The organism is Bradyrhizobium sp., assembly GCF_036735945.1.
Lineage (GTDB): Bacteria > Pseudomonadota > Alphaproteobacteria > Rhizobiales > Xanthobacteraceae > Bradyrhizobium.
This window is the reverse complement of the sequence record NZ_DAINNI010000097.1, coordinates 1-18,685: the sequence shown is the minus strand read 5'-3', so window position 1 is coordinate 18,685 and position 18,685 is coordinate 1. Positions and strand designations below refer to the sequence as shown.

The following is an 18,685-nucleotide window of genomic DNA, read 5'->3' as shown; positions in this document are numbered from 1 at the left end:
CGCACGCCGTCGATCCACATCGTATCGGCGTTGAGATGGAAGAACGGCTCCTTGCCGAGCAATGGCAGCGCCTTCACCACGGCACCGCCGGTGCCGAGCACCTCGTCGCGCTCGTCGGAGATGATGATGCGGGGGCGGCTGCGGCTTGCGGTGTGCTGGATGATCTGGTCGGGCAAATAATGCACGTTGACCACGGCCTCGCCGACGCCGGCGGCGGCGAGCTTGTCAAGCACATGATCGAGCAGCGGCTGGCCGGCGACGCGCACCAGCGGCTTTGGCATGTGGTCGGTCAGGGGGCGCATGCGCACGCCGAGGCCGGCGGCAAGGACCATGGCTTTGGTGGGCGTAACGGGCATTGCTGGAATTTCTTTCCAATCGTCCAAATCGCGCTGCGGACCATACCACGGCGAACCGACTGTTGCAGTGACCGGGAGGCCATAGTTGCCGCTGATGACGGCCGTACGACAGCCCCCAAGGATGCCGATAGCGCCGCGCCGATATCAGGCGTTGGCGTCCTCGGCTCCGCGCTTGGCCGCCTTCTTCTTCTTGTCGCCCTGTCTGAGGAAGTTGACGCCGATCTGGTCGCCATTGACCCAGGCCAGTTCGCAGCGCCGATAGGCCAGGCCCGTGGACGACAGCAGCAGGAAGAATTCCTTCAGATGCAGGCCCTCGACCGAGCCTTCCACGGTGAGCTTGGCGCCGGTCTCGGAGACGTCCTCCATCACGCAGTTGCGTCGCCAGGTGCCGTCGATGCCCATCATGTGCGCCGCAAAGCCGCGCTCGAATACGACTCGATCTCCCCTGCGCCGTTCCGCCGCCGCCATGGTCAACTTCCCGCATCAATGCTGACTGCGCCCTGCCTGCGCGGCCGGACCGGTTCCAGATTAAATGCGGGACGGCTAACAGGAGGTAAATCAGGCAACCGGCGGCGGTACGTTGGCCGTATACCATTCGCGGAAATCCGCCAATGCCGGATGGGCCAGGGAGCGGTTCAGATAGGTCCAGATCCGGGGCTGGTGGCGCAGATATTGCGGCTTGCCGTCGCGCCGGTTGAGCCGGGCGAAGGTGCCGAGCAGGCGGGTATTCCGCTGCGCCGACATGATGGCATAAAGCTCGGCGAAGCTCGCCGGATCGAACTGGCTGTCGGCCGCGCGGCGCGCCTTGATGTAGCGGGTCAGAAGCATCAACTCGAGCTGTTCGGGAACGTCGATCCGCGCGTCCTGCAACAGCGACACCAGATCGTAGGCCGCCGGACCCAGCACGGTGTCCTGGAAATCGATGATGCCGACGCGCAGGATTCCCGTGCGCTCGCCGAGCCAGATGATGTTGGGCGAGTGAAAGTCCCGCATCACCCAGGTGCGCGGCGCCGCCGCCGGCTTTTCGAGAAGAGTTCGCCACATCGCGGCGAACTCGTCGCGCCGCTCGCGGCTGACCTCGGCGCCGCGATCCGGCAGATACCAATCGAGCATCAGTCCCATCTCGACCAGCCAGGCATCGATGCCGTAAAGGGGAATGTCGTAGGTGAGCTGCGGCGCCAGCGGCACGCGCTCGGGCAGGGATTTGCGATGCAGCTCCGCCAGCATGTCGGTGGCGACCTCGTAGCGTTCCACGATCGGCCGCGGCGGGTCGCCTTCGACGACGGCAGCGGTGCCGAAATCCTCTGTTATCAGGAAACCGAAATCGAGATCGGCGTGGCGGATCGCGGGCGCCGAGAATCCATGCGCGCGCAGGCCGTTGTCGATGGCGACGAACGGCTTGACGTCTTCGGCGAGATGAACGGCGGCGCTGTAGGATTTTCCGTCATGGATCGCCGGTCCGTCCGGGCGGCGCGGCGAGTTCATCAGGATCGAGGTGCCGTCATTGGTGATCAGCCGCGCATAGGAGCGCGTCGAGGCATCGCCCGGCATGCGCTCGCGTGTCGCCGCGAGAACACCGGCAGCGGTGAGAAATTCGCGTAGCGCGTCCAGCCGCGCCACCTGGGCTGCCGCCGTGCCATAGCCGGTGATCTCGGCGGCGCGCGCGGTGGATCCGAGCGCCGGTCGGTGGCTGAAGGCGATGTGGATGCGGTCTTCGGGCAGCGCGTCCGGCGCGCGCTCCGGCCATTCGATCAGCGCCAGCGTGCCTTCCGGCAGCGGCGACAACCCGATCTCCTCCAGTTCGCTCGCATCGTTGATGCGGTAGAGGTCGGCATGGACGATCGAAAACGGCACCTCGTAACCCTGCGCCAGCGTGAAGGTCGGGCTCGGCACCTCCAGCTCGGGATCGCCGGCGAGGTAGCGGATCATCGCGCGTGCAGCCGCGGTCTTGCCCGCGCCGAGATCGCCGGAGAGCGTGATCACGTCGCCGGGGCCGACCAATAGCGCGAGGTCGGCCATCAGAGACGCCGTGGCTGCCTCGTTCGCCAGCGCCACCGTGAATGTCGCGGGCGAGGTCATTCGGCGGCGTTGCGGTGCGCGTTCTGGTCGATCGGGAAGTCGCAGGAGACCGTGGTGCCGTTGCCGACCACCGAATCGACGCGCACCTTGCCGCCGTGCAGCTCGACGAAGGAGCGCACCAGCGACAGGCCAAGGCCCGCGCCGCGGTGCCGCGAGCCGTGCGAGTGGCTCTCGAACCAGTCGAACACCTTGTCCTTTACCTCGGCCGGAATGCCGGGGCCGCAATCGCTGACGGTGAAGATCACGCGATGTTCGGTTCGCCGCGCACTGATGGTGACGGCGGCGCCGTGCGGCGAGAATCCGACGGCGTTGGCGAGCAGATTATAGAGCACCTGCACCACGCGCCGCTCGTCGCCGGTGAAGTTGCCGATATTGGGATCGATCTCGATCTTGAGTTCGATGCGGTCGGTCGCGAGGCGATCCTGAATGCCCTCGGCGGCGGCCTGGATCGCCTTGTCGATGTTGACCGGGCCGAGCTCGAGCTTCATCGCGCCGGCATCGATGGTGGCGAGATCGAGGATGTTGTTGGTGAGCGCCAGCAGCGCGTTGGTCGATTTCGTCACGTAGTCGAGATATTCGGCCTGCTTGGGCGTCAGCGGGCCGGTCGAGGGATCGCTGAGGAAATGCGCGAAGCCGATGATGGTGGTGAGCGGCGCGCGCAGTTCGTATGACACGTGGTGGACGAAATCCACCTTCATCTGGTCGGCGGCCTCGAGCGCCTCGTTGCGCTCGCGCAGGGCACGCTCGACATTTTCTGTGTCGCTGATGTCCTGGAAGGTCAGCAGCGTCGCGCCGTCGGGCAGCGGCATGGTCATGCAGTCGAGCACGCTGCCGTCCTTGCGCTCGAGCTTCAGCGCGACTTGCGCCCGGTTCTCGATTCCGGTGATGGCCTCGCGGAGCGCCCGCCAGGCCGGCGCGTCCTCGAACAGCGGCTTGCACCAGGCTTCCACGGTTTCGACGTGCGGCTGCTCCTTCAGCGCTTCCGCCGGCAGCTTCCACATTTTGGCGAAGGCGGGATTGAAGAACTCGACGCGGCCGTTGCTGCCGAACACCGCGACAGCCTCGGTCAGATTATCGAGCGTTTCGTGCTGAACCCGGGTCAGGCGGTCAAAGCGGCGCGCGAGATCGAGGCTCTCGGTGACATTGTCGAACAGATAGGTGACGCCGCCTTCGAGGTTCGGCGTGGTGACGACGCTGACGGCGCGGCCGTCGGGCAGGAACCAGGTGTAGGTCTGCGGCTCCACGGCGCGGTAGGCCTCGTGCAGCTTGGCCTTCCACGCCCGGAAGTCGGGCTGTTCGGGCAGCTTGCGCGCCGCGCGCAGGCGGTCGAGCACGCTTGAATCATCCGGATTGGAATCGAGGAAGGCCTGATCGAGGCCCCACAGCCGGCGGTAGGATTCATTGTAGAAGGCCAGCCGGCGCTGGCCGTCGAACACGGCAACCCCGGACGACAACTGGTCGAGGGTGCGGCGATGGGCCTCCACCATCCGCTCCATGGCGTCGCGCAGCTGCTCCGCCTCGCTGGCGTCGATGGCGATGCCGGCGCTGCCGCCGTTCAGCTTCAGTGCCTGGATGTCATAGATGCGCCGCTCGCCGCCGACCACGATCGGCAGCCGCGCGCTGAAGGCCGAATTGTCGTTGAGCACGCGGCTCATCTCGGCGCGCTGGTCGTTCTCCAGCAGTTCGAGGTTGCGGTAAAGCGTATCGGCGACGCTCGAGCCTTCCGTGGCCCGCACATAGGCCGCGTTGGCGTAACGCAGATTGCCTTCGGCGCTCTTGGCCCAGATCGGCCAGGGCGCGGTGGCGGCGAATTCGCGCAACAGCTCGGTCTCCTCCAGCAATGTCCTGTAGCGCAGATTGGATTCGGCAAGCTCGCGGCGCAACCCGCCAAGTTCGCGAATCCGCACAATGGCTTGACCGCCGATGGCGCGGCCCATCGCTTCGATGGCGCGGCCGTTCGCGGTGGAGAGATGGAGCAGGAAGCCCTCGCCGAATTCACGCAGCGCATCGACGGCGTGATCCATCTGCAGCGCCGGTTCCGGCGGCAGCCAGGTTCCAAAGGCGAGAATGCGTTGCGGCGAATTCGACAGCGCGTCCTGCCCGAGCAGAAGCGAGATATCGCCGCTGATCTGCGGCCGGTTGTCGCCGGCAGCCCAGGCGATCAGGACCTGGGGTTCGGCGAACAGCAGCGCCCGCAGCCGGTCGGCCTGCACCTGCAGGTCGGCGATGTCGGAGCGCAGGCCGAGTTCCGTCCGGGTGGCCCGAACGCGGGTCCGCATCAGGAGGATCGCGGCCAGCACCGTAAAGCCGAGCAGGGACAGCGCGGTCGTCAGCGCCGCGAATTCCTGGTGGTTGAGGTCGAGCAGGGCCGAAAAGGTCTGCGCAATGTTCAAATCGGTAGCCAATGCAGGTTCCGGCAATGCCGAGAGGGTGGCGAGCACGATCATGCCGTGGCGCGCCAGTGAGGTGCACGACAGCAGGGTTCGACGCATTGCAGCGACTACGCCCGACATTATTTGCCCCAACTACGCGACTGCAGGCTCGGCACTACCCCCAGCGCATAATCCCGCCGGAAAATGAGCGGTTTGGCGTTGAGATTGTGGGCCGAATCAGGATTGAGCGCGCCCGTACCCCACTTTTGCCGGCCGCGCTCCGCACGAATCGAAACGAGAGTATCCCCAACGCGACTCGGGGGGTAAGAGTCCAGATCGTGAACGTGATTAGGCTGTGAAAAAATCGGCCCTCACGCTTCCGATCGCAGCGACTTCAGCGCCCCGTCGAGCCGAAACCGCCGCTGCCGCGCGCCGTCGACGAGAGCGAGGTCACGGGAACAAGGTCTGCCTGCACGACGGGGGTGATCACCATCTGCGCGATGCGCTCGCCGCGCCGGATCGGGAACGGCGTATCGCCATGGTTGATGAGGAGCACGTTGATCTCGCCACGATAATCCGCATCCACCGTGCCCGGCGAGTTCAACACCGTGACGGCGTGCCTGGCGGCAAGCCCGGAGCGCGGCCGCACCTGCGCCTCGTAGCCCGAAGGCAGCGCGATCGTCAGCCCGGTCGGCACCATCGCATGCTTTCCCGGCGCCAGGATCAACGGCGCATCGACCGGGACGGCGGCGAGCAGGTCGAGCCCGGCGGCGTCGGCGCTCTGGTAGGCCGGCAGTGCGAGACCTTCGCCGTGCGGCAGTTGCTGGACTTCGACCTTCACGGTCGCGCTCACGAATTCTTCTCCACCGGCTTGTTCTCCATCGCCTTGGCGATCTTCGCCACCAGTTCGGACGCGACCTGTTCCTTGGTCATGACCGGCCATGAATCGACGGCGATATCGGTGCCCTCGTGCGTCAGCAGATGGACGGTATTGCGGTCGCCGCCCATCACGCCGGTTGCGGGTGAAACGTCGTTGGCGACGATCCAGTCGCAGCCCTTGCGCGCGATCTTGGCCTTGGCGTTGTCGATCAGATGCTCGGTCTCCGCGGCAAAGCCGATCACCAGCGGCGGACGCCGGTCCTTCAGCTTCGAGATCGTCGCCAGGATATCGGGATTTTCAACCAGTTGCAGCGGCGGCATGCCGGCCGAGGTCTTCTTCAGCTTCTGCTCGCCTTCATTGGCGACGCGCCAGTCGGCGACAGCGGCGGCAAAGATCGCGATGTCGGCCGGCAGCGCGGCTTCGACCCGGTGCAGCATGTCGCGCGCCGACTCGACGCGGATGACGGTGACGCCGGCGGGATCGCGCAGTTCGACGGGACCGGTAACCAGCGTGACGTCGGCGCCCGCGGTCTGCGCTGCGGCGGCGATGGCAAAGCCCTGCTTGCCGGAGGAGCGGTTGGCGATATAGCGCACGGGGTCGATCGCCTCATGCGTTGGTCCTGCCGTGATCAGCACGCGCTTGCCCAGGAGCGGGCGCGGCCGCGGCGGGCGGAGAATGTCGATCGCGGCGGCCGCGATCTCGACCGCCTCCGACATCCGCCCGACGCCGGCCTCGTTGGACTCGGCCATTTCGCCGGCGTTGGGACCGATCATCCGGACGCCGTCGCGGCGGAGCTGCATCACGTTGCGGCGGGTGGCGGCGTTATTCCACATCAGCGGATTCATCGCCGGCGCCAGCAGGATCGGCCGGTCGGCCGCAAGCAGGATGGCGCTGGCGAGATCGTCGGCATGGCCATTCGCCATCTTGGCCATCAGGTCGGCGGTCGTCGGCGCCACCACGATCAGATCGCATTCGCGCGCAAGCCGGATGTGGCCGGCGTCGAATTCGCTGCCGGGATCGAACAGATCGGTATAGACGCGCTCATGCGACAGCGCGCTCACCGAAAGCGGGGTGACGAATTGCTGCGCGGCATGGGTCAGCACGCAGCGGACGTCGACATGCCGCTCCTTCAGCCGCCGGATCAGCTCCAGCGACTTGAACGCGGCAATACCGCCGCCGATGATCAGAGTGACGCTGGCCTGTCCCGCCACGTTCGGGCGCTCGACGGCGGTCCGGTCGGTCGCAATGGGCGAGGATGCTGATGATGCCGCCGGTGCCGGGCTGCCCTCGCAATATTCGCGCAGGATCACCCGGACCTCCTCCTCGACCGAACGCCCGTTCTTGGCCGAGCGGAGCCGCAGATAGGACTTGATGCCCTCGTCGAGTTTTCGGATCGTCAGGCTGGCCATGGCGGCCTCCGGCAGAGAATGCCATCAATGATAGCAAATTGATGCTGTCAATGCAATCAAAGCTGCCGGATGGCGATCAGGATTCCGATGAAGGTGGCCGCGATAATCCAGAGCGCCACGGTCCGCCAGCGGCTCTTGCGGCCTTCGGCGCGGCCCAGTGCCGCAATCGTCTCCGGCGACAGCGTCAGCCCCTCCCGGGTCATTTTCTCCATGTTCTCGAGCACGGCAACCGCGCGGGAGGCGACCGCCGGCAGGCTCGCGGCGACGCGGCCGAGTTCACCCGCGCCTGACATCGCGCCCTGAACCCGCCCGAGCGGGCCGAGATTGCGCTCGATCCATTCGCGCACCACGGGGTCGGCGACCTTCCAGATGTCGAGCCTGGGGTCGAAACCGCGCGCCACGCCTTCGACCACCACCATGGTCTTCTGCAGCAGGATCAGTTCGGGCCGGGTCTGCATGTCGAACAGGCCGGTGACCTCGAGCAGCAGGGTCAGCAGCTTCGCCATCGAGATTTCTTCGGCGGTACGGTTGTGGATCGGCTCGCCGATGGCCCGAATGGCTTGCGCGAAATTCTCCACCGAATGATGGCCCGGCACGTAGCCGGCCTCGAAATGCACTTCGGCGACGCGGCGATAGTTGCGGGTGATGAAGCCGAGCAGGATTTCGGCGAGGAAGCGCCGCTCCTTCATGCCGAGCCGGCCCATGATTCCGAAATCGACGGCGACCAGGCGGCCGGCGTCGTCGAGGAACAGATTGCCGGGATGCATGTCGGCATGAAAGAAGCCGTCACGCAACGCATGGCGCAGAAAGCTCTGAATCACCTTGCGGCCGAGATCGGGCAGGTCGACCTGCGCGGCTTCGAGTCGCGCATGATCGTTCAGCGCGATGCCGTCGATCCACTCCATCGTCAGCACATTATGGGCGGTGCGATCCCAGTCGACCGTGGGCACGCGGAAGTCCGGATCGTCGCGCGTGTTCTCCGCCATCTCGGACAGCGCGGCCGCTTCCAGCCGCAGGTCCATCTCCATCGCGACCGAGCGCGACATCGTGTTGATGACCTCGATCAGCCGCAGCCGCCGCGCTTCCGCCGAATGCGCTTCGGCGTTGCGCGCCACGAAGAAGAAATCGGCGAGGTCACGGCGGAAGCGTACGGCGACATTCGGCCGAAGCACCTTGACGGCGACCGCATGGCGCACGCCGTCGCGCTCCACCTCGCCGCGGTGCACCTGCGCGATCGAGGCGGCGGCGACCGCAGGTCCCAGGCTGACAAAAGCCTGCGCCAGCGGGCGTTCCAGCGAAGCTGCGATAGCGGCCTCGGCCTCGCTCTGGGCAAACGGCGGCAGCCGGTCCTGCAAGCTTTCCAGGTCGCGCGCCATGACGACGCCGACGACGTCGGGCCGGGTGGCGAGAAATTGTCCGAGCTTGAGGTAGGCGGGCCCCAGCCGCGTCAGCGCGCGTGATAGCCGCGGTCCGACCTTGACGCCGGGCCGCTCGATCAGCCGCGCCAGCCGCAGCGCCACCTGTCCGGGCGGCGGCACCAGGCTTGGGTCGACGACGCCGAACACGCCTTCGCGCGCGAACACGTAAGCGGCGCGGACGAGCCGCGCGATGTGGGTCGCCGCAGAGATCACAAACGCCAGCCCGAATGCAACGCCACGATGCCGCCGGACAGGCTCTGCCACTTCACCCGCGAAAAGCCGGCGTCCTGGATCATCCCGGCAAACGCATTGGGCCGCGGGAATTTCCGGATCGATTCGACGAGATATCGATAGGATTCCGCGTCGCCGGTCACGGCGCGGCCGAGCGGCGGAATCACCTTGAAGGAGAACTGGTCGTACAGCCAATCCAGTCCGGGCACGTCGACGGCGGAGAATTCCAGGCAGAGGAATCGGCTACCCGGCCGCAGCACGCGATAGGCCTCGCGCAGCGCCGCATCGATCCGCGGCACGTTGCGGATGCCGAACGCGATCGTGTAGGCGTCGAACGAACGGTCGGGAAACGCCAGCGCTTCGGCGTTGCCTTCCACGAAGGTCACCTGGTGGTCGAGATGCCGCGCCAGCGCGCGGTTGCGGCCGACCTCGAGCATGTCGCTGTTGATGTCGCAGACGGTGGCATGAAAGCCGAAGCCGGAGGCCTCGGCGGCACGGAAGGCGATATCGCCGGTGCCGCCGGCGACGTCGAGCAGCGCAAACGGCGCATCGTTCTTCGGCGGGTTGAGCGCCGTGATCATGATGTCCTTCCAGGCCCGGTGCAGGCCCGCCGACATCAGATCGTTCATCAGGTCGTAGCGGGACGCCACGCTGTGGAACACGTCGTTCACCAGCGTCTGCTTGTCCCCCAGGGGCACGTCCCTGAAGCCAAAATGGGTGGTTTGCTCCGGCCGAACCATTACATGTACTCCACTACCGGACCATAGCGCGCCCGGCGCAATGGCGCTATCACGTCACCTCCATAAGGTGAATGCCTGCATGCCTGAATTGCCCGAAGTTGAGACCGTCCGCCGCGGCCTGCAGCCGGCCATGGAGGGGGCGAAAATCCTCAAAGCGGAAGCCCGGCGCAAGGATCTGCGGTTTCCCTTTCAAAAGGACTTTATCGCGCGGCTGGAGGGGCAGACCGTGACCGGTCTCGGCCGCCGCGCCAAATACCTGATGGCGGACCTCACCTCCGGCGACGTGCTGCTGATGCATCTGGGCATGTCCGGCTCGTTCCGGGTGCTCGACGGCATCAATGACAACACGCCGGGCCAATTCCACCATCCACGCAGCGAGGATCGCGCGCATGATCATGTGGTGTTTCACATGTCGTCGGGCGCGGCCATCGTGTTCAACGATCCGCGCCGTTTCGGCTACATGAAGATCATCGCCCGGCAGGGGCTGGAAGAAGAGCCGCTGCTCAAGGGGCTGGGTCCGGAGCCGCTCGGCAATGAATTCGACGCCGCGATGCTGGCGCATTCCTGCTTCAACAAGAAGACCAGCCTGAAGGCCGCGCTGCTCGATCAGCGCGTGGTCGCGGGCCTCGGCAACATCTATGTCTGCGAGGCGCTGTACCGCTCGCATCTGTCGCCGCGGCGGCTGGCGGCCACGCTGGCGACGAAGAAAGGCGAGCCGACCGACCACGCGGGCCGGCTGGTGAATGCGATCCACTCCGTGCTCAACCAGGCGATCAAGGCCGGCGGCTCCTCGATCAGCGACCATCGCCTCACATCGGGCGAGCTCGGCTATTTCCAGCATTCGTTTCAAGTCTATGACCGCGAAGGCGAGAAGTGCCAGACCAGGGGATGCGGGGGCATCGTGCGGCGCTTCGTGCAGAACGGCCGCTCTACGTTTTGGTGTCCGAAATGTCAGAAATAACCGAAACCCCGACGCTCGAGACGGCGCGGCTGATCCTGCGCCCGCTCGCGCTGACGGATGCGCCGGCGATCCAGCGCCATTTCAACAACTGGAATATCATCCAGCATCTCGCGCAGAACGTTCCCTGGCCATATCCGGAAGATGGCGCGGTGACATTCATCGAGCGGGAATTGGAGCGAGTCGCGGCGGGACAGGTGATCTACAACTGGATGCTGGTGCTGCGCGGCGGCGACGGCGAGGCGATCGGCAATATCCGGCTGCGGCCATGGGCCGACGATCCCAAGGGCAACCGCGGATTCTGGCTCGCGGAACGCTACTGGAATCAGGGCTTGATGACCGAGGCCGTCACGGCGGTGAACGATTTTGCCTTCCGCGTCCTCGGTGTCGACGTTCTGCACGTCTGCAACGCCGTTACCAATGAGGCGTCACGGCGGGTCAAGCAAAAGACCGGCGCCGAATTCGTCGGCTATGTCGAGCTTTCCCATCACAACGGTCAGACGCGCGCGGAACGATGGCGCGTGACGCGGAAAAACTGGCTGCGCCGGGATCTGTAGCGAGGCGAAGCAATCGAGCGGGGCTGGTGGCTGGATTGCTTCTCTCGTCACCCCTGCGCGCCGGCTTTCGCGAAGCGGGGCGTCAGGTTCGAGCCGGTGCGCGCAGGAAGAAGGCGCTGTCGTTCCTGGTGGACGGGAGCGCTGCCCATTTCGGAATGATCGCGGGTGTTTCCACGAACTCCTCGATGATCGGCTCGTCGGCAACCGTGGCCGTAGCCCTAATCGAATTGCCCAGCCGCGCCTCGATCCACTGCCAGAGATCGCGGATTTCCTCGGCCGACTTGCCGCCCGGCGCGTATTCGCAGACCGCAAGCCCGGCGGTCAGAGCGTCCTGGTGATCGTTGCGCATCATGATGACGGGCCTGGCGACGATTTCGTCGATGTCGAGCGCGGCCTCGTCGCTCAGCGCGTGCTCCGCGCCGGCGAGGCGCGACGCGCCCCGGATCGGGGCCTGGTTCAGGGCATAGGCGAACGGCTTTTTCCAGGCCCTGATGACGCTCAGCGTTGCGGCCGTCGCCTCGATGTCGGCGATGCTGGGGCGGGTCGGGATCAGGCAGAAGTCCGCGTAGCGGATCGCCGAATTGGTCGCGGCGGTGATGCCGCCGGCGGTATCCACGATCGTCACCGTCACGCCCTCGCGGGCGAGCGTTTGCAGGCGCTGCTCGACTTCCCTGGCGGCATAGATCGGCTCGACGATCGGCGCGGCGTAGGGACGTCGGCGCTTCCAGTTCGAAAGTGTGCCCTGCGAGTCCGTCTCGATCATGCGGACATTATGTCCGGCCCGGATGGCGGCAAGCGCAAGGCCAATGGCGAGCGTGCTTTTCCCCGAGCCGCCCTTCTGGGTGGCCAATACGATCGTCTGCATTTCAAGTCCTCTGGATGGCTTTCAGGCTTTTGGATTACGCCACGAGCTGCGCCGCATTCTGCGGCGTCAAGATACGCGCTCGCTCAGACGTGCCCAGCCCGATCCAAAGGTCAGGGGATCGCGGTTGTCCGAATCAGTCAGGTTGCAATGATGCACGAATATGGAATGGTGGTCATCCGGGTAAATACTGCCGCGCGGCGCATTTTGCCGGCGATGAAACCACAAGAAGAAACGGGAAGCAGCATGACAAGTCTTTGGCGGGAGCGCGCGGCCACCGGTTTTCAATGCCAGAAGCGACCGGCGACCGGCAGCCGCGGCATGGTGGTCAGCAACCATCCGCTGGCGTCGAGCGCGGGCGCCGAGATGCTCGCGGCCGGCGGCAACGCCATCGATGCGGCGATCGCGACGCTGTTCGCCCTGACGGTGGTCGAGCCGATGATGGTCGGCATCATCGGCGGCGGCATGGCCCATATCCGTCTGGCCGACGGCAGCCATCGCTTCGTCGACGGCCAGAGCACGGTACCCTCGGCGGTGAGGCCCGATACCTACACCTCGAAGCCCGGCTCGGCGCATGACGTATTCGATACGGCCGGCGACGAGAACCTGAACGGCCCGAAGGCGGTCGCGGTGCCCGGCTCATTGAAGGCCTGGTGCGAGACGCTGCAGCGATACGGCACCATGCCGCTCGCCGACGTCATGCAGCCCGCGATCAAGCATGCCGCGCGCGGCTATGCCGCCACGCCCTATCTGCACGAATGCATCACCGACAGCGCCGGTGAGATGCTGAAGGACAAGGCGATCTCGGCGATCTATCTGCCCAATGGCACGCCCCTGAAGCCCGGCGAGCGCGTCGTGCAGACCGAATATGCCGAGACGCTGCGGTATATCGCGCAGCATGGCGAGGCCGCGCTCTATCACGGCCCGCTCGGCGATATCCTGGTCGACTACATGAAGAAGCATGGCGGCTTCATCGCTCGCGAGGATCTCGTCGGCTACAAGACCGTCGAGCGCCAGCCGATCCGCGCCGACTATCGCGGCTGGGAAATTCTCGGACCGCCGCCGCCGGCAGCCTCCGGCGTGCATATCGCGCAGATGCTCAATATCCTGGAAGGCTATGACATCGCCGGGCTCGGGTTTGGTTCCGCCGCCACGATCCATTACCTCGCCGAGGTGCTGAAGATCGCCTTTGCCGACCGCGCCGCCGCCAGCGGCGATCCCGATTTCATCAACGTGCCGGTCGAACGGCTGACCTCGAAGGCCTATGCCGACGAGCGCCGTCGCGCGATCGATCCGGACCGCGCGCAGGCCTGGGGCGCCGGCATCGCGCAACTCGAAAGCGCCGATACCACCCACATGACGGCGGCCGATGCGTTCGGCAATGTGGTCGCGACCACGCAGACCATCAACAATCTGTTCGGCGCCAAGATCCTGATTCCGGGATTGGGCGCCATTCCGAACAATTACATGAATCTCTACGATCCGCGCCCGGGACACGCGCTGTCGCTGGCGCCGGGCAAGCGCGTCACCACCTCGATGTCGCCTGTCATGGCGCTGCGTGGCGGCAAGCTGGTCTACGCGCTCGGCCTGCCCGGCGGAAAGCGCATCTTCCCGAGCGCGATGCAGGCGCTGATCAACCTGATCGACCACGGCATGAGCCTGCAGGAGGCGGTGGAGGCGCCGCGGGTCTGGACCGAGGGCAATGCGCTCGAGGTCGAACAGGCGGTGCCGGAGAGCGTTCGCGCCAAACTCGTCGCGATGGGCCACAAGGTGCTGGCGATGCCGACGGTCGCCGGCGGCATGAACGCCATCCAGTTCCACGAGGACGGCACGATGTCGGGCGCGGCGTGCTGGCGCGCGGACGGCTCGCCGGTCGGCATCGCCGGCGGTCTGGCGCGCGCCGGCGTGAGGTTCGGGCTTGCGTGATCGTGAATGTGGCTGGATCTTACTTCCTGACGCAGATCACGCGAACCACTGAGGTCTTTGCGTCGGTCGATCCGCCAGTTGCATTGACGCCATTCGCCTTGAGGAAACCGCGCAACGCGTCGGCGGTGACCAGCGCCGCCGGCGCCGCGGGGGTGTCGTTGGCTGGCCCGGCGACCTGAATCGGCTTCAGCAATGCGATGCCGGCAAACTTGCCGTCGGCATCCTGCGCGGCCGCGCCGGAAAAACCGATCGCAGGCGCAGGCGTCAGCGCCACGTCGTTGCTCCCGCCAAGCTGGGCTACCGAAGCCCTGGCGGTTGTCACCGCGGAACCGCCACCTTGAGCCTGCGGATCGGCGATGCCCGTGAGGTCGAGCGCGGTCTTCGTAGCAGTGCCGGCGATGTTGAGCGGCTTCAGTCCGCGCGCGCCATAGATGCGCAGCAGCGCGAGATCGTGCGCCCTGTCCTCGGCGATCCGATCGGCATTGCCGAAGCCGGCGATCGCAACAGTGAGACAGCCGTCGGTGATCTGGCGGTCGGCAATGATTGCGCCGTCGTCGCTGACGACGACGCCGGTGCCGTATTCAACCGTCTTGCGCGGCGGCGGCCCGGCTGTCTGCGGGGCCGCGGGAAATGCGTTGAATGCGCTCGACATCGCGATCACGACCGGCTCCATGGTGTTCCCGGTCGCCTGGTCGTACATGATGGTGAGGATGCGGACCTCGTCGCCCTTGAAGGTGCCGCGGATGTAGAACTTCTTCAGGCCCTGCAGGCCCGAGAGCACGAAGAAGTCAGGCTTGACCACGGTGTAATCGACATTGCGGCCCGGTTCCTTCTTTTCGCGTTCGGCGAGCTTGGCCGTGGTGGGACCAGCCTCCTTGCGCCGCGCCAGTTGAACCTGGATGGTGCCGGTCGGCGAATTCCATTTGGTGCCGTTGGCGTCGCTGGCCTGCTGCGGCACCAGCTTTGTGGGAATGCCGAGCCGCACGCCGGTGCCGGGATCGGTTGCGATCTTCCAGCCGACGCTTTCCTGCCTCTTCTTCGCGGTTTCCGCCAGCGCGCCGCGTTCCTGCGGATTGAGGACACCGGTCTGCCTGGCGCCGCGCGATTTCTGGAATTCCTTGATCGCATTGACCATGCGGTCGCTGACGTCGCCGGTGATGGCGCCGTTATATTGCCCGACCCAGGCGAGATCAGATTGCAGCGCCAGCCGCTCGGGCTGACTCAATGCCTTGGCGGTATCCTCCGGCTTCTGCACCGCGGGGCGGATCGGCTCCGTTGCCACGGGTTTCGGCTTGGCGCCGGCGGCGGACGGCGGCGTCATTTGCGCCCATGCCGTTGGGCCGGAGACCGTCAAGCCCAGGGTTGTCATCATCAATGTTGCCGAAAGCATCGATCTCATGACAAATCCCGGCAGAAGAGTGGAGTACGATCATTGACGCGCGGCCAATTAAGCACATCTGCTTGGTCGGCAACACCCGCGCCCCGGTTCAGCGGTTTTCCTCACCATGAGGGTCTGGGGAGAAAGTAGTGCGACCATGCTGACGGCCGACGAACTCGAACGCTATGCCCGCCATATCGTGCTGCGCGACGTCGGCGGCCCGGGGCAGGCGGCGCTGAAGAAGGCGTCCGTGCTCGTGATCGGCGCCGGCGGGCTCGGTGCGCCGGTCCTGATGTATCTGGCGGCCGCCGGCGTCGGCCGGCTCGGCGCCGTCGATGACGATGTCGTCTCGCTCTCCAATCTGCAGCGCCAGATCATCCACACCACGCCGGATATCGGACGGCTCAAGGTCGACAGCGCCGCGGATACGGTGCAGGCGCTGAACCCGCATGTCGTGTTCGAGCCGCATGCGGTCCGCCTGGGTGCGGGGAACGTGATGCCGCTGATCGACGGATACGATCTCGTGCTCGACGGTTCCGACAATTTCGAAACGCGATATCTCGTGTCCGACGCCTGCTTCTTTGCCGGCAAGCCGCTGATCACGGCGGCGCTGGGCCAGTTCGACGCTTCGTTGACCACGATACGGGCGCACGAACGCGACGCCGACGGTCATTACAATCCGACCTATCGTTGCCTGTTTCCCGAGCCGCCGCCGCCCGGCACCGTGCCGGCCTGCGCCGAGGCCGGCGTGATGGGCGCGCTAGCGGGCATGATGGGCTCGATGATGGCGCTGGAAGCGATCCGCGAGATCGTCGGCTTCGGCGAGAGCCTCGTCGGGCGGCTCGTCATGGTGGATGCGCGCGCGATGCGTTTCGAGACCTTGCGCTACACCCGCGATCCGCAAAATGCGCTCAACGGCGATACGCCCGTCATCGTCGATCTGAGCGGCCACGCGGCGTAGCCGCTCGGATTTCTCCTCACGCCCCGCCGCGCTTCTCGCTATCCATGTGCGCGAGCTGGGCCTCGGGGTAGCGCGCGCCGGCGGCTGCGCCCGGCGGAAACGCCTCGGCCAAGGCGGCCAGATGGGGCGTCAGCCTGACGTCGAGCGCGCCGAGCGCCTCGGTAAGACGATCGCGGCGGCGGGCGCCGACCAGCGGCACGATATCGCGGCCCTGCGCTGCGACCCAGGCGATGGCGACCTGCGCAGGTGAAGCGCCGACATCATCCGCAATCTGCCGCAGCGAGTCCACGAGGCCGAGGTTCGCATCGAGATTGGCGCCCTGAAAGCGCGGACTCATGCTGCGGAAATCCTGCGCGGCGGAGCGATCCCTGGTCCAGTGGCCGCTGATCAGGCCGCGCGCCAACACGCCGTAGGCGGTGATGCCGATGCCGAGTTCGCGGCAGGTCTTCAGGATGTCGCTCTCGATGCCGCGCGCGATCAGCGAGTATTCGATCTGCAGATCGACGATCGGATGCACCGCATGCGCCCGGCGGATCGTATCGGAGCCCACCTCGGAAAGGCCGATATGCCTGATCCAGCCGGCCTTCACCATGTCGGCCATGGCGCCGACGGTTTCCTCGATCGGCACATCCGGGTCGAGCCGTGCGGGCCGATAGATGTCGATCGTATCGACGCCGAGCCGCTGCAGCGAATAGGCGACGAAATTCCGGATCGCGGCCGGACGGCTGTCGTAGCCGAGAAAGCCCTTGTTGGGATCGCGCAACGCGCCGAACTTGACGCTGATCCGCAGATTGTCGCGGTTGCGCGAGGTGAGCGCCTCGCGGATCAGCATCTCGTTGTGGCCCATGCCGTAGAAATCGCCGGTGTCGAGCAGGGTGATGCCGGCATCGAGCGCGGCATGGATGGTGGCGATGCTCTCGCCGCGGTCGGCCGCGCCGTAAAAGTCCGACATGCCCATGCAGCCGAGGCCGATGGCGGAGACGACCGGGCCTGTGGTGCCGAGATTGCGTTGTTCCATGGTGGTTCTCCTCGTGAATGGTGGCGGCAATGCCGCCGAAATGACGAGGCTGATATGAACCTTATCGGCTCGCGCGATAAGCTGGACAATTTCAAATGGCTTGTTCACTATATCGAACAATGAAGAATTTCGATCTCCGCGACCTCGACGCTTTCGTTGCCGTGGCGCGCACGCGCAATTTCCGCCGCGCCGCGACGGAGCAGGGCGTCTCCGTTTCCAGCCTCAGCCAGCGCCTCTCCGACATGGAGGAGCGGCTCGGCGTCCGCCTGATGAACCGCACCACGCGCAGCGTCGCGCTCACCGAGGCCGGCGAACTCTTGCTGAACCGCATTGCGCCCGCGATGTCGGAAGTCGGCGCCGCGCTGGACCATGTGCGGGGCTTGCGGGCCGTGCCGTCGGGGCGCCTGCGCATCAACGCGCCGCCGCCGGCGATCGACCTGGTGCTGGCGCCGATGGTGGCCCCGTTCCTTCAGGCGCATCCCAGGATCGATCTGGAGGTCGTCGGCGACAGTTCGTTCGTCGACATCGTGGCCCAGGGCTTCGACGCGGGCGTGCGCTATGGCGAGCATCTGGCGCAGGACATGATCGCGGTCCCGCTCGGGGCGCCGCAGCGCTATGCGGTGGTGGCGTCGCGCGAATATGTCGCGCAGCACGGCCGTCCGAAGCATCCGAAGGAACTGCTGGAGCACGCCTGCATCCGCACCCGCTTCGGCAGCGGCGCGATGCTGGATTGGGAGTTCGAGAAGGCCGGGCGCGTCGTCAAGGTCTCGCCGCCGCCGAAACTGGTCGCGACCTATCTTGGCCTCGCGCTGCGCGCCGTCCATGACGGCATCGGCTTCTGGCTGACCTTCGAGGGTTACGTTCGCTACGGCATCAAGTCGGGCGCGCTGGTCAGCGTGCTCGACGACTGGTGCCCGCCGTTTCCGGGGCCGTATCTGTATTATCCGAGCCGGCGTCAGCCGCCGCCGGCGCTTGCCGCGTTCGTCGCCTTCGTGGCGCAATGGCGCAAGCAGGAGCGGCGGAAGGGAAAGTAGCGCCGTAGCCCGGATGGAGCGCAGCGCAATCCGGGGCAGCACGAATAGCGGAGCCACTGGTCCCGGATTTCGCTGCGCTGCATCCGGGCTACGCACTTACAGCATGCTGGGCAGCACGCGGTCCGGTGGCTTGTGGTTGTCGAGGAAGGTTCTGATGTTGATGATCACCTTCTCGCCCATCTCGACGCGGCCCTCGATCGTGGCCGAGCCCATATGCGGCAGCAGCGTCACCTTGCCGGCCCTGGCGAGCCGCACCAGCTTCGGATTGACAGCGGGTTCGTGCTCGTAGACGTCGAGCGCGGCGCCGCCAATGTCGCCGGCTTCCAGCAGCTTGATCAGCATGTCCTCGTCGATCACCCCGCCGCGCGCGGTGTTGACGATATAGGCCTCCTTGCGGATCAGCTTCAGCCGCCGCGCCGACAGCAAATGATAGGTCGCGGGCGTATGCGGACAGTTCACCGAGATGATGTCCATCCGCGCCAGCATCTGGTCGAGGCTTTCCCAAT

Annotated in this window: 17 protein-coding genes; 5 read left to right on the top strand and 12 right to left on the bottom strand. The window is 66.0% G+C overall.

The features are described 5' to 3' along the window. The 8 genes from V7E26_RS22995 to ubiE all read right to left on the bottom strand — a co-directional run. A partial coding sequence (locus V7E26_RS22995) for a sugar phosphate nucleotidyltransferase (RefSeq protein WP_324420555.1) occupies window positions 1-356 on the bottom strand: 356 nt, incomplete at its 3' end. Window positions 357-500: 144 nt separating this feature from the next. Then, window positions 501-824, bottom strand: coding sequence for a PilZ domain-containing protein (locus V7E26_RS22990; protein ID WP_324420553.1), 324 nt, complete (start codon window positions 822-824; stop codon window positions 501-503). A gap of 90 nt (window positions 825-914) precedes the next feature. Next, entirely contained in the window at window positions 915-2,435 is a 1,521-nt protein-coding gene (gene tsaE / locus V7E26_RS22985) for a tRNA (adenosine(37)-N6)-threonylcarbamoyltransferase complex ATPase subunit type 1 TsaE (RefSeq protein WP_324420551.1), read from the bottom strand. Beyond that, window positions 2,432-4,948 carry a PAS domain-containing sensor histidine kinase gene (locus V7E26_RS22980; protein ID WP_324420549.1) on the bottom strand — a complete coding sequence of 839 codons (2,517 nt, stop codon included), beginning with the start codon at window positions 4,946-4,948 and terminating at the stop codon, window positions 2,432-2,434. The genes tsaE and V7E26_RS22980 overlap by 4 nt, the downstream gene beginning before the upstream one ends. Window positions 4,949-5,201: 253 nt before the next feature. Next, the gene (gene dut / locus V7E26_RS22975; RefSeq protein ID WP_324420547.1) at window positions 5,202-5,660 is read right to left on the bottom strand and encodes a dUTP diphosphatase; all 459 of its coding nucleotides are present in this window, start codon (window positions 5,658-5,660) and stop codon (window positions 5,202-5,204) included. Continuing rightward, complete coding sequence (gene coaBC / locus V7E26_RS22970) at window positions 5,657-7,096, bottom strand: bifunctional phosphopantothenoylcysteine decarboxylase/phosphopantothenate--cysteine ligase CoaBC (protein WP_324420545.1); 1,440 nt, start codon at window positions 7,094-7,096, stop codon at window positions 5,657-5,659. Before coaBC ends, dut begins: the two co-directional genes overlap by 4 nt. A gap of 56 nt (window positions 7,097-7,152) precedes the next feature. Beyond that, complete coding sequence (ubiB, locus tag V7E26_RS22965; protein ID WP_324420557.1) at window positions 7,153-8,727, bottom strand: 2-polyprenylphenol 6-hydroxylase; 1,575 nt, start codon at window positions 8,725-8,727, stop codon at window positions 7,153-7,155. After that, complete coding sequence (ubiE, locus tag V7E26_RS22960; RefSeq protein WP_324420543.1) at window positions 8,724-9,485, bottom strand: bifunctional demethylmenaquinone methyltransferase/2-methoxy-6-polyprenyl-1,4-benzoquinol methylase UbiE; 762 nt, start codon at window positions 9,483-9,485, stop codon at window positions 8,724-8,726. Before ubiE ends, ubiB begins: the two co-directional genes overlap by 4 nt. A gap of 79 nt (window positions 9,486-9,564) precedes the next feature. Here ubiE and mutM point away from each other — a divergent pair, with 79 nt between their 5' ends. Together mutM and V7E26_RS22950 are read left to right on the top strand one after the other, a co-directional pair. Further along, window positions 9,565-10,446, top strand: coding sequence for a bifunctional DNA-formamidopyrimidine glycosylase/DNA-(apurinic or apyrimidinic site) lyase (mutM, locus tag V7E26_RS22955; RefSeq protein ID WP_324420541.1), 882 nt, complete (start codon window positions 9,565-9,567; stop codon window positions 10,444-10,446). Then, complete coding sequence (locus V7E26_RS22950; RefSeq protein ID WP_324420539.1) at window positions 10,434-11,000, top strand: GNAT family N-acetyltransferase; 567 nt, start codon at window positions 10,434-10,436, stop codon at window positions 10,998-11,000. Before mutM ends, V7E26_RS22950 begins: the two co-directional genes overlap by 13 nt. 82 nt (window positions 11,001-11,082) lie before the next feature. Here V7E26_RS22950 and V7E26_RS22945 read toward each other — a convergent pair whose 3' ends face one another. Then, on the bottom strand, window positions 11,083-11,865 hold the full coding sequence (locus V7E26_RS22945) for a ParA family protein (protein WP_324420537.1): 783 nt from the start codon (window positions 11,863-11,865) through the stop codon (window positions 11,083-11,085). Between the two features lie 243 nt (window positions 11,866-12,108). On the opposite strand from V7E26_RS22945, the gene ggt reads away from it, so the two are divergent. Beyond that, a complete protein-coding gene (gene ggt, locus V7E26_RS22940) occupies window positions 12,109-13,788 on the top strand; it encodes a gamma-glutamyltransferase (protein ID WP_324420535.1) in 1,680 nt (559 codons plus the stop codon). Window positions 13,789-13,807: 19 nt separating this feature from the next. On the opposite strand, the gene V7E26_RS22935 is transcribed toward ggt, so the two are convergent. Then, window positions 13,808-15,187 (bottom strand): serine protease, encoded by a 1,380-nt coding sequence (locus V7E26_RS22935; protein ID WP_324420533.1) that lies wholly within the window; start codon window positions 15,185-15,187, stop codon window positions 13,808-13,810. Between the two features lie 136 nt (window positions 15,188-15,323). On the opposite strand from V7E26_RS22935, the gene V7E26_RS22930 reads away from it, so the two are divergent. Then, window positions 15,324-16,127: a HesA/MoeB/ThiF family protein gene (locus V7E26_RS22930; RefSeq protein ID WP_324420531.1), complete on the top strand. Its 804-nt coding sequence runs from the start codon at window positions 15,324-15,326 to the stop codon at window positions 16,125-16,127. 16 nt (window positions 16,128-16,143) lie between these two features. On the opposite strand, the gene V7E26_RS22925 is transcribed toward V7E26_RS22930, so the two are convergent. After that, window positions 16,144-17,145 (bottom strand): aldo/keto reductase, encoded by a 1,002-nt coding sequence (locus V7E26_RS22925; RefSeq protein WP_324420529.1) that lies wholly within the window; start codon window positions 17,143-17,145, stop codon window positions 16,144-16,146. Between the two features lie 119 nt (window positions 17,146-17,264). On the opposite strand from V7E26_RS22925, the gene V7E26_RS22920 reads away from it, so the two are divergent. Further along, window positions 17,265-18,179 carry a LysR family transcriptional regulator gene (locus V7E26_RS22920; protein WP_324420527.1) on the top strand — a complete coding sequence of 305 codons (915 nt, stop codon included), beginning with the start codon at window positions 17,265-17,267 and terminating at the stop codon, window positions 18,177-18,179. A 96-nt stretch (window positions 18,180-18,275) separates the two neighbouring features. Here the strand turns inward: V7E26_RS22920 and V7E26_RS22915 are convergent. Continuing rightward, on the bottom strand, window positions 18,276-18,685 hold a 410-nt coding region (locus tag V7E26_RS22915), incomplete at its 5' end, for a 2-hydroxyacid dehydrogenase (protein WP_324420525.1).

Excerpts from the sequence above, each read along its gene's own strand:
- V7E26_RS22990 (WP_324420553.1), bottom strand. The coding sequence starts at position 824 with ATGGCGGCGGCGGAACGGCGCAGGGGAGATCGAGTCGTATTCGAGCGC.
- tsaE (WP_324420551.1), bottom strand. The coding sequence starts at position 2,435 with ATGACCTCGCCCGCGACATTCACGGTGGCGCTGGCGAACGAGGCAGCC.
- V7E26_RS22980 (WP_324420549.1), bottom strand. The coding sequence starts at position 4,948 with ATGTCGGGCGTAGTCGCTGCAATGCGTCGAACCCTGCTGTCGTGCACC.
- coaBC (WP_324420545.1), bottom strand. The coding sequence starts at position 7,096 with ATGGCCAGCCTGACGATCCGAAAACTCGACGAGGGCATCAAGTCCTAT.
- ubiE (WP_324420543.1), bottom strand. The coding sequence starts at position 9,485 with ATGGTTCGGCCGGAGCAAACCACCCATTTTGGCTTCAGGGACGTGCCC.
- mutM (WP_324420541.1), top strand. The coding sequence starts at position 9,565 with ATGCCTGAATTGCCCGAAGTTGAGACCGTCCGCCGCGGCCTGCAGCCG.
- V7E26_RS22950 (WP_324420539.1), top strand. The coding sequence starts at position 10,434 with ATGTCAGAAATAACCGAAACCCCGACGCTCGAGACGGCGCGGCTGATC.
- V7E26_RS22945 (WP_324420537.1), bottom strand. The coding sequence starts at position 11,865 with ATGCAGACGATCGTATTGGCCACCCAGAAGGGCGGCTCGGGGAAAAGC.
- ggt (WP_324420535.1), top strand. The coding sequence starts at position 12,109 with ATGACAAGTCTTTGGCGGGAGCGCGCGGCCACCGGTTTTCAATGCCAG.
- V7E26_RS22935 (WP_324420533.1), bottom strand. The coding sequence starts at position 15,187 with ATGAGATCGATGCTTTCGGCAACATTGATGATGACAACCCTGGGCTTG.
- V7E26_RS22930 (WP_324420531.1), top strand. The coding sequence starts at position 15,324 with ATGCTGACGGCCGACGAACTCGAACGCTATGCCCGCCATATCGTGCTG.
- V7E26_RS22925 (WP_324420529.1), bottom strand. The coding sequence starts at position 17,145 with ATGGAACAACGCAATCTCGGCACCACAGGCCCGGTCGTCTCCGCCATC.
- V7E26_RS22920 (WP_324420527.1), top strand. The coding sequence starts at position 17,265 with ATGAAGAATTTCGATCTCCGCGACCTCGACGCTTTCGTTGCCGTGGCG.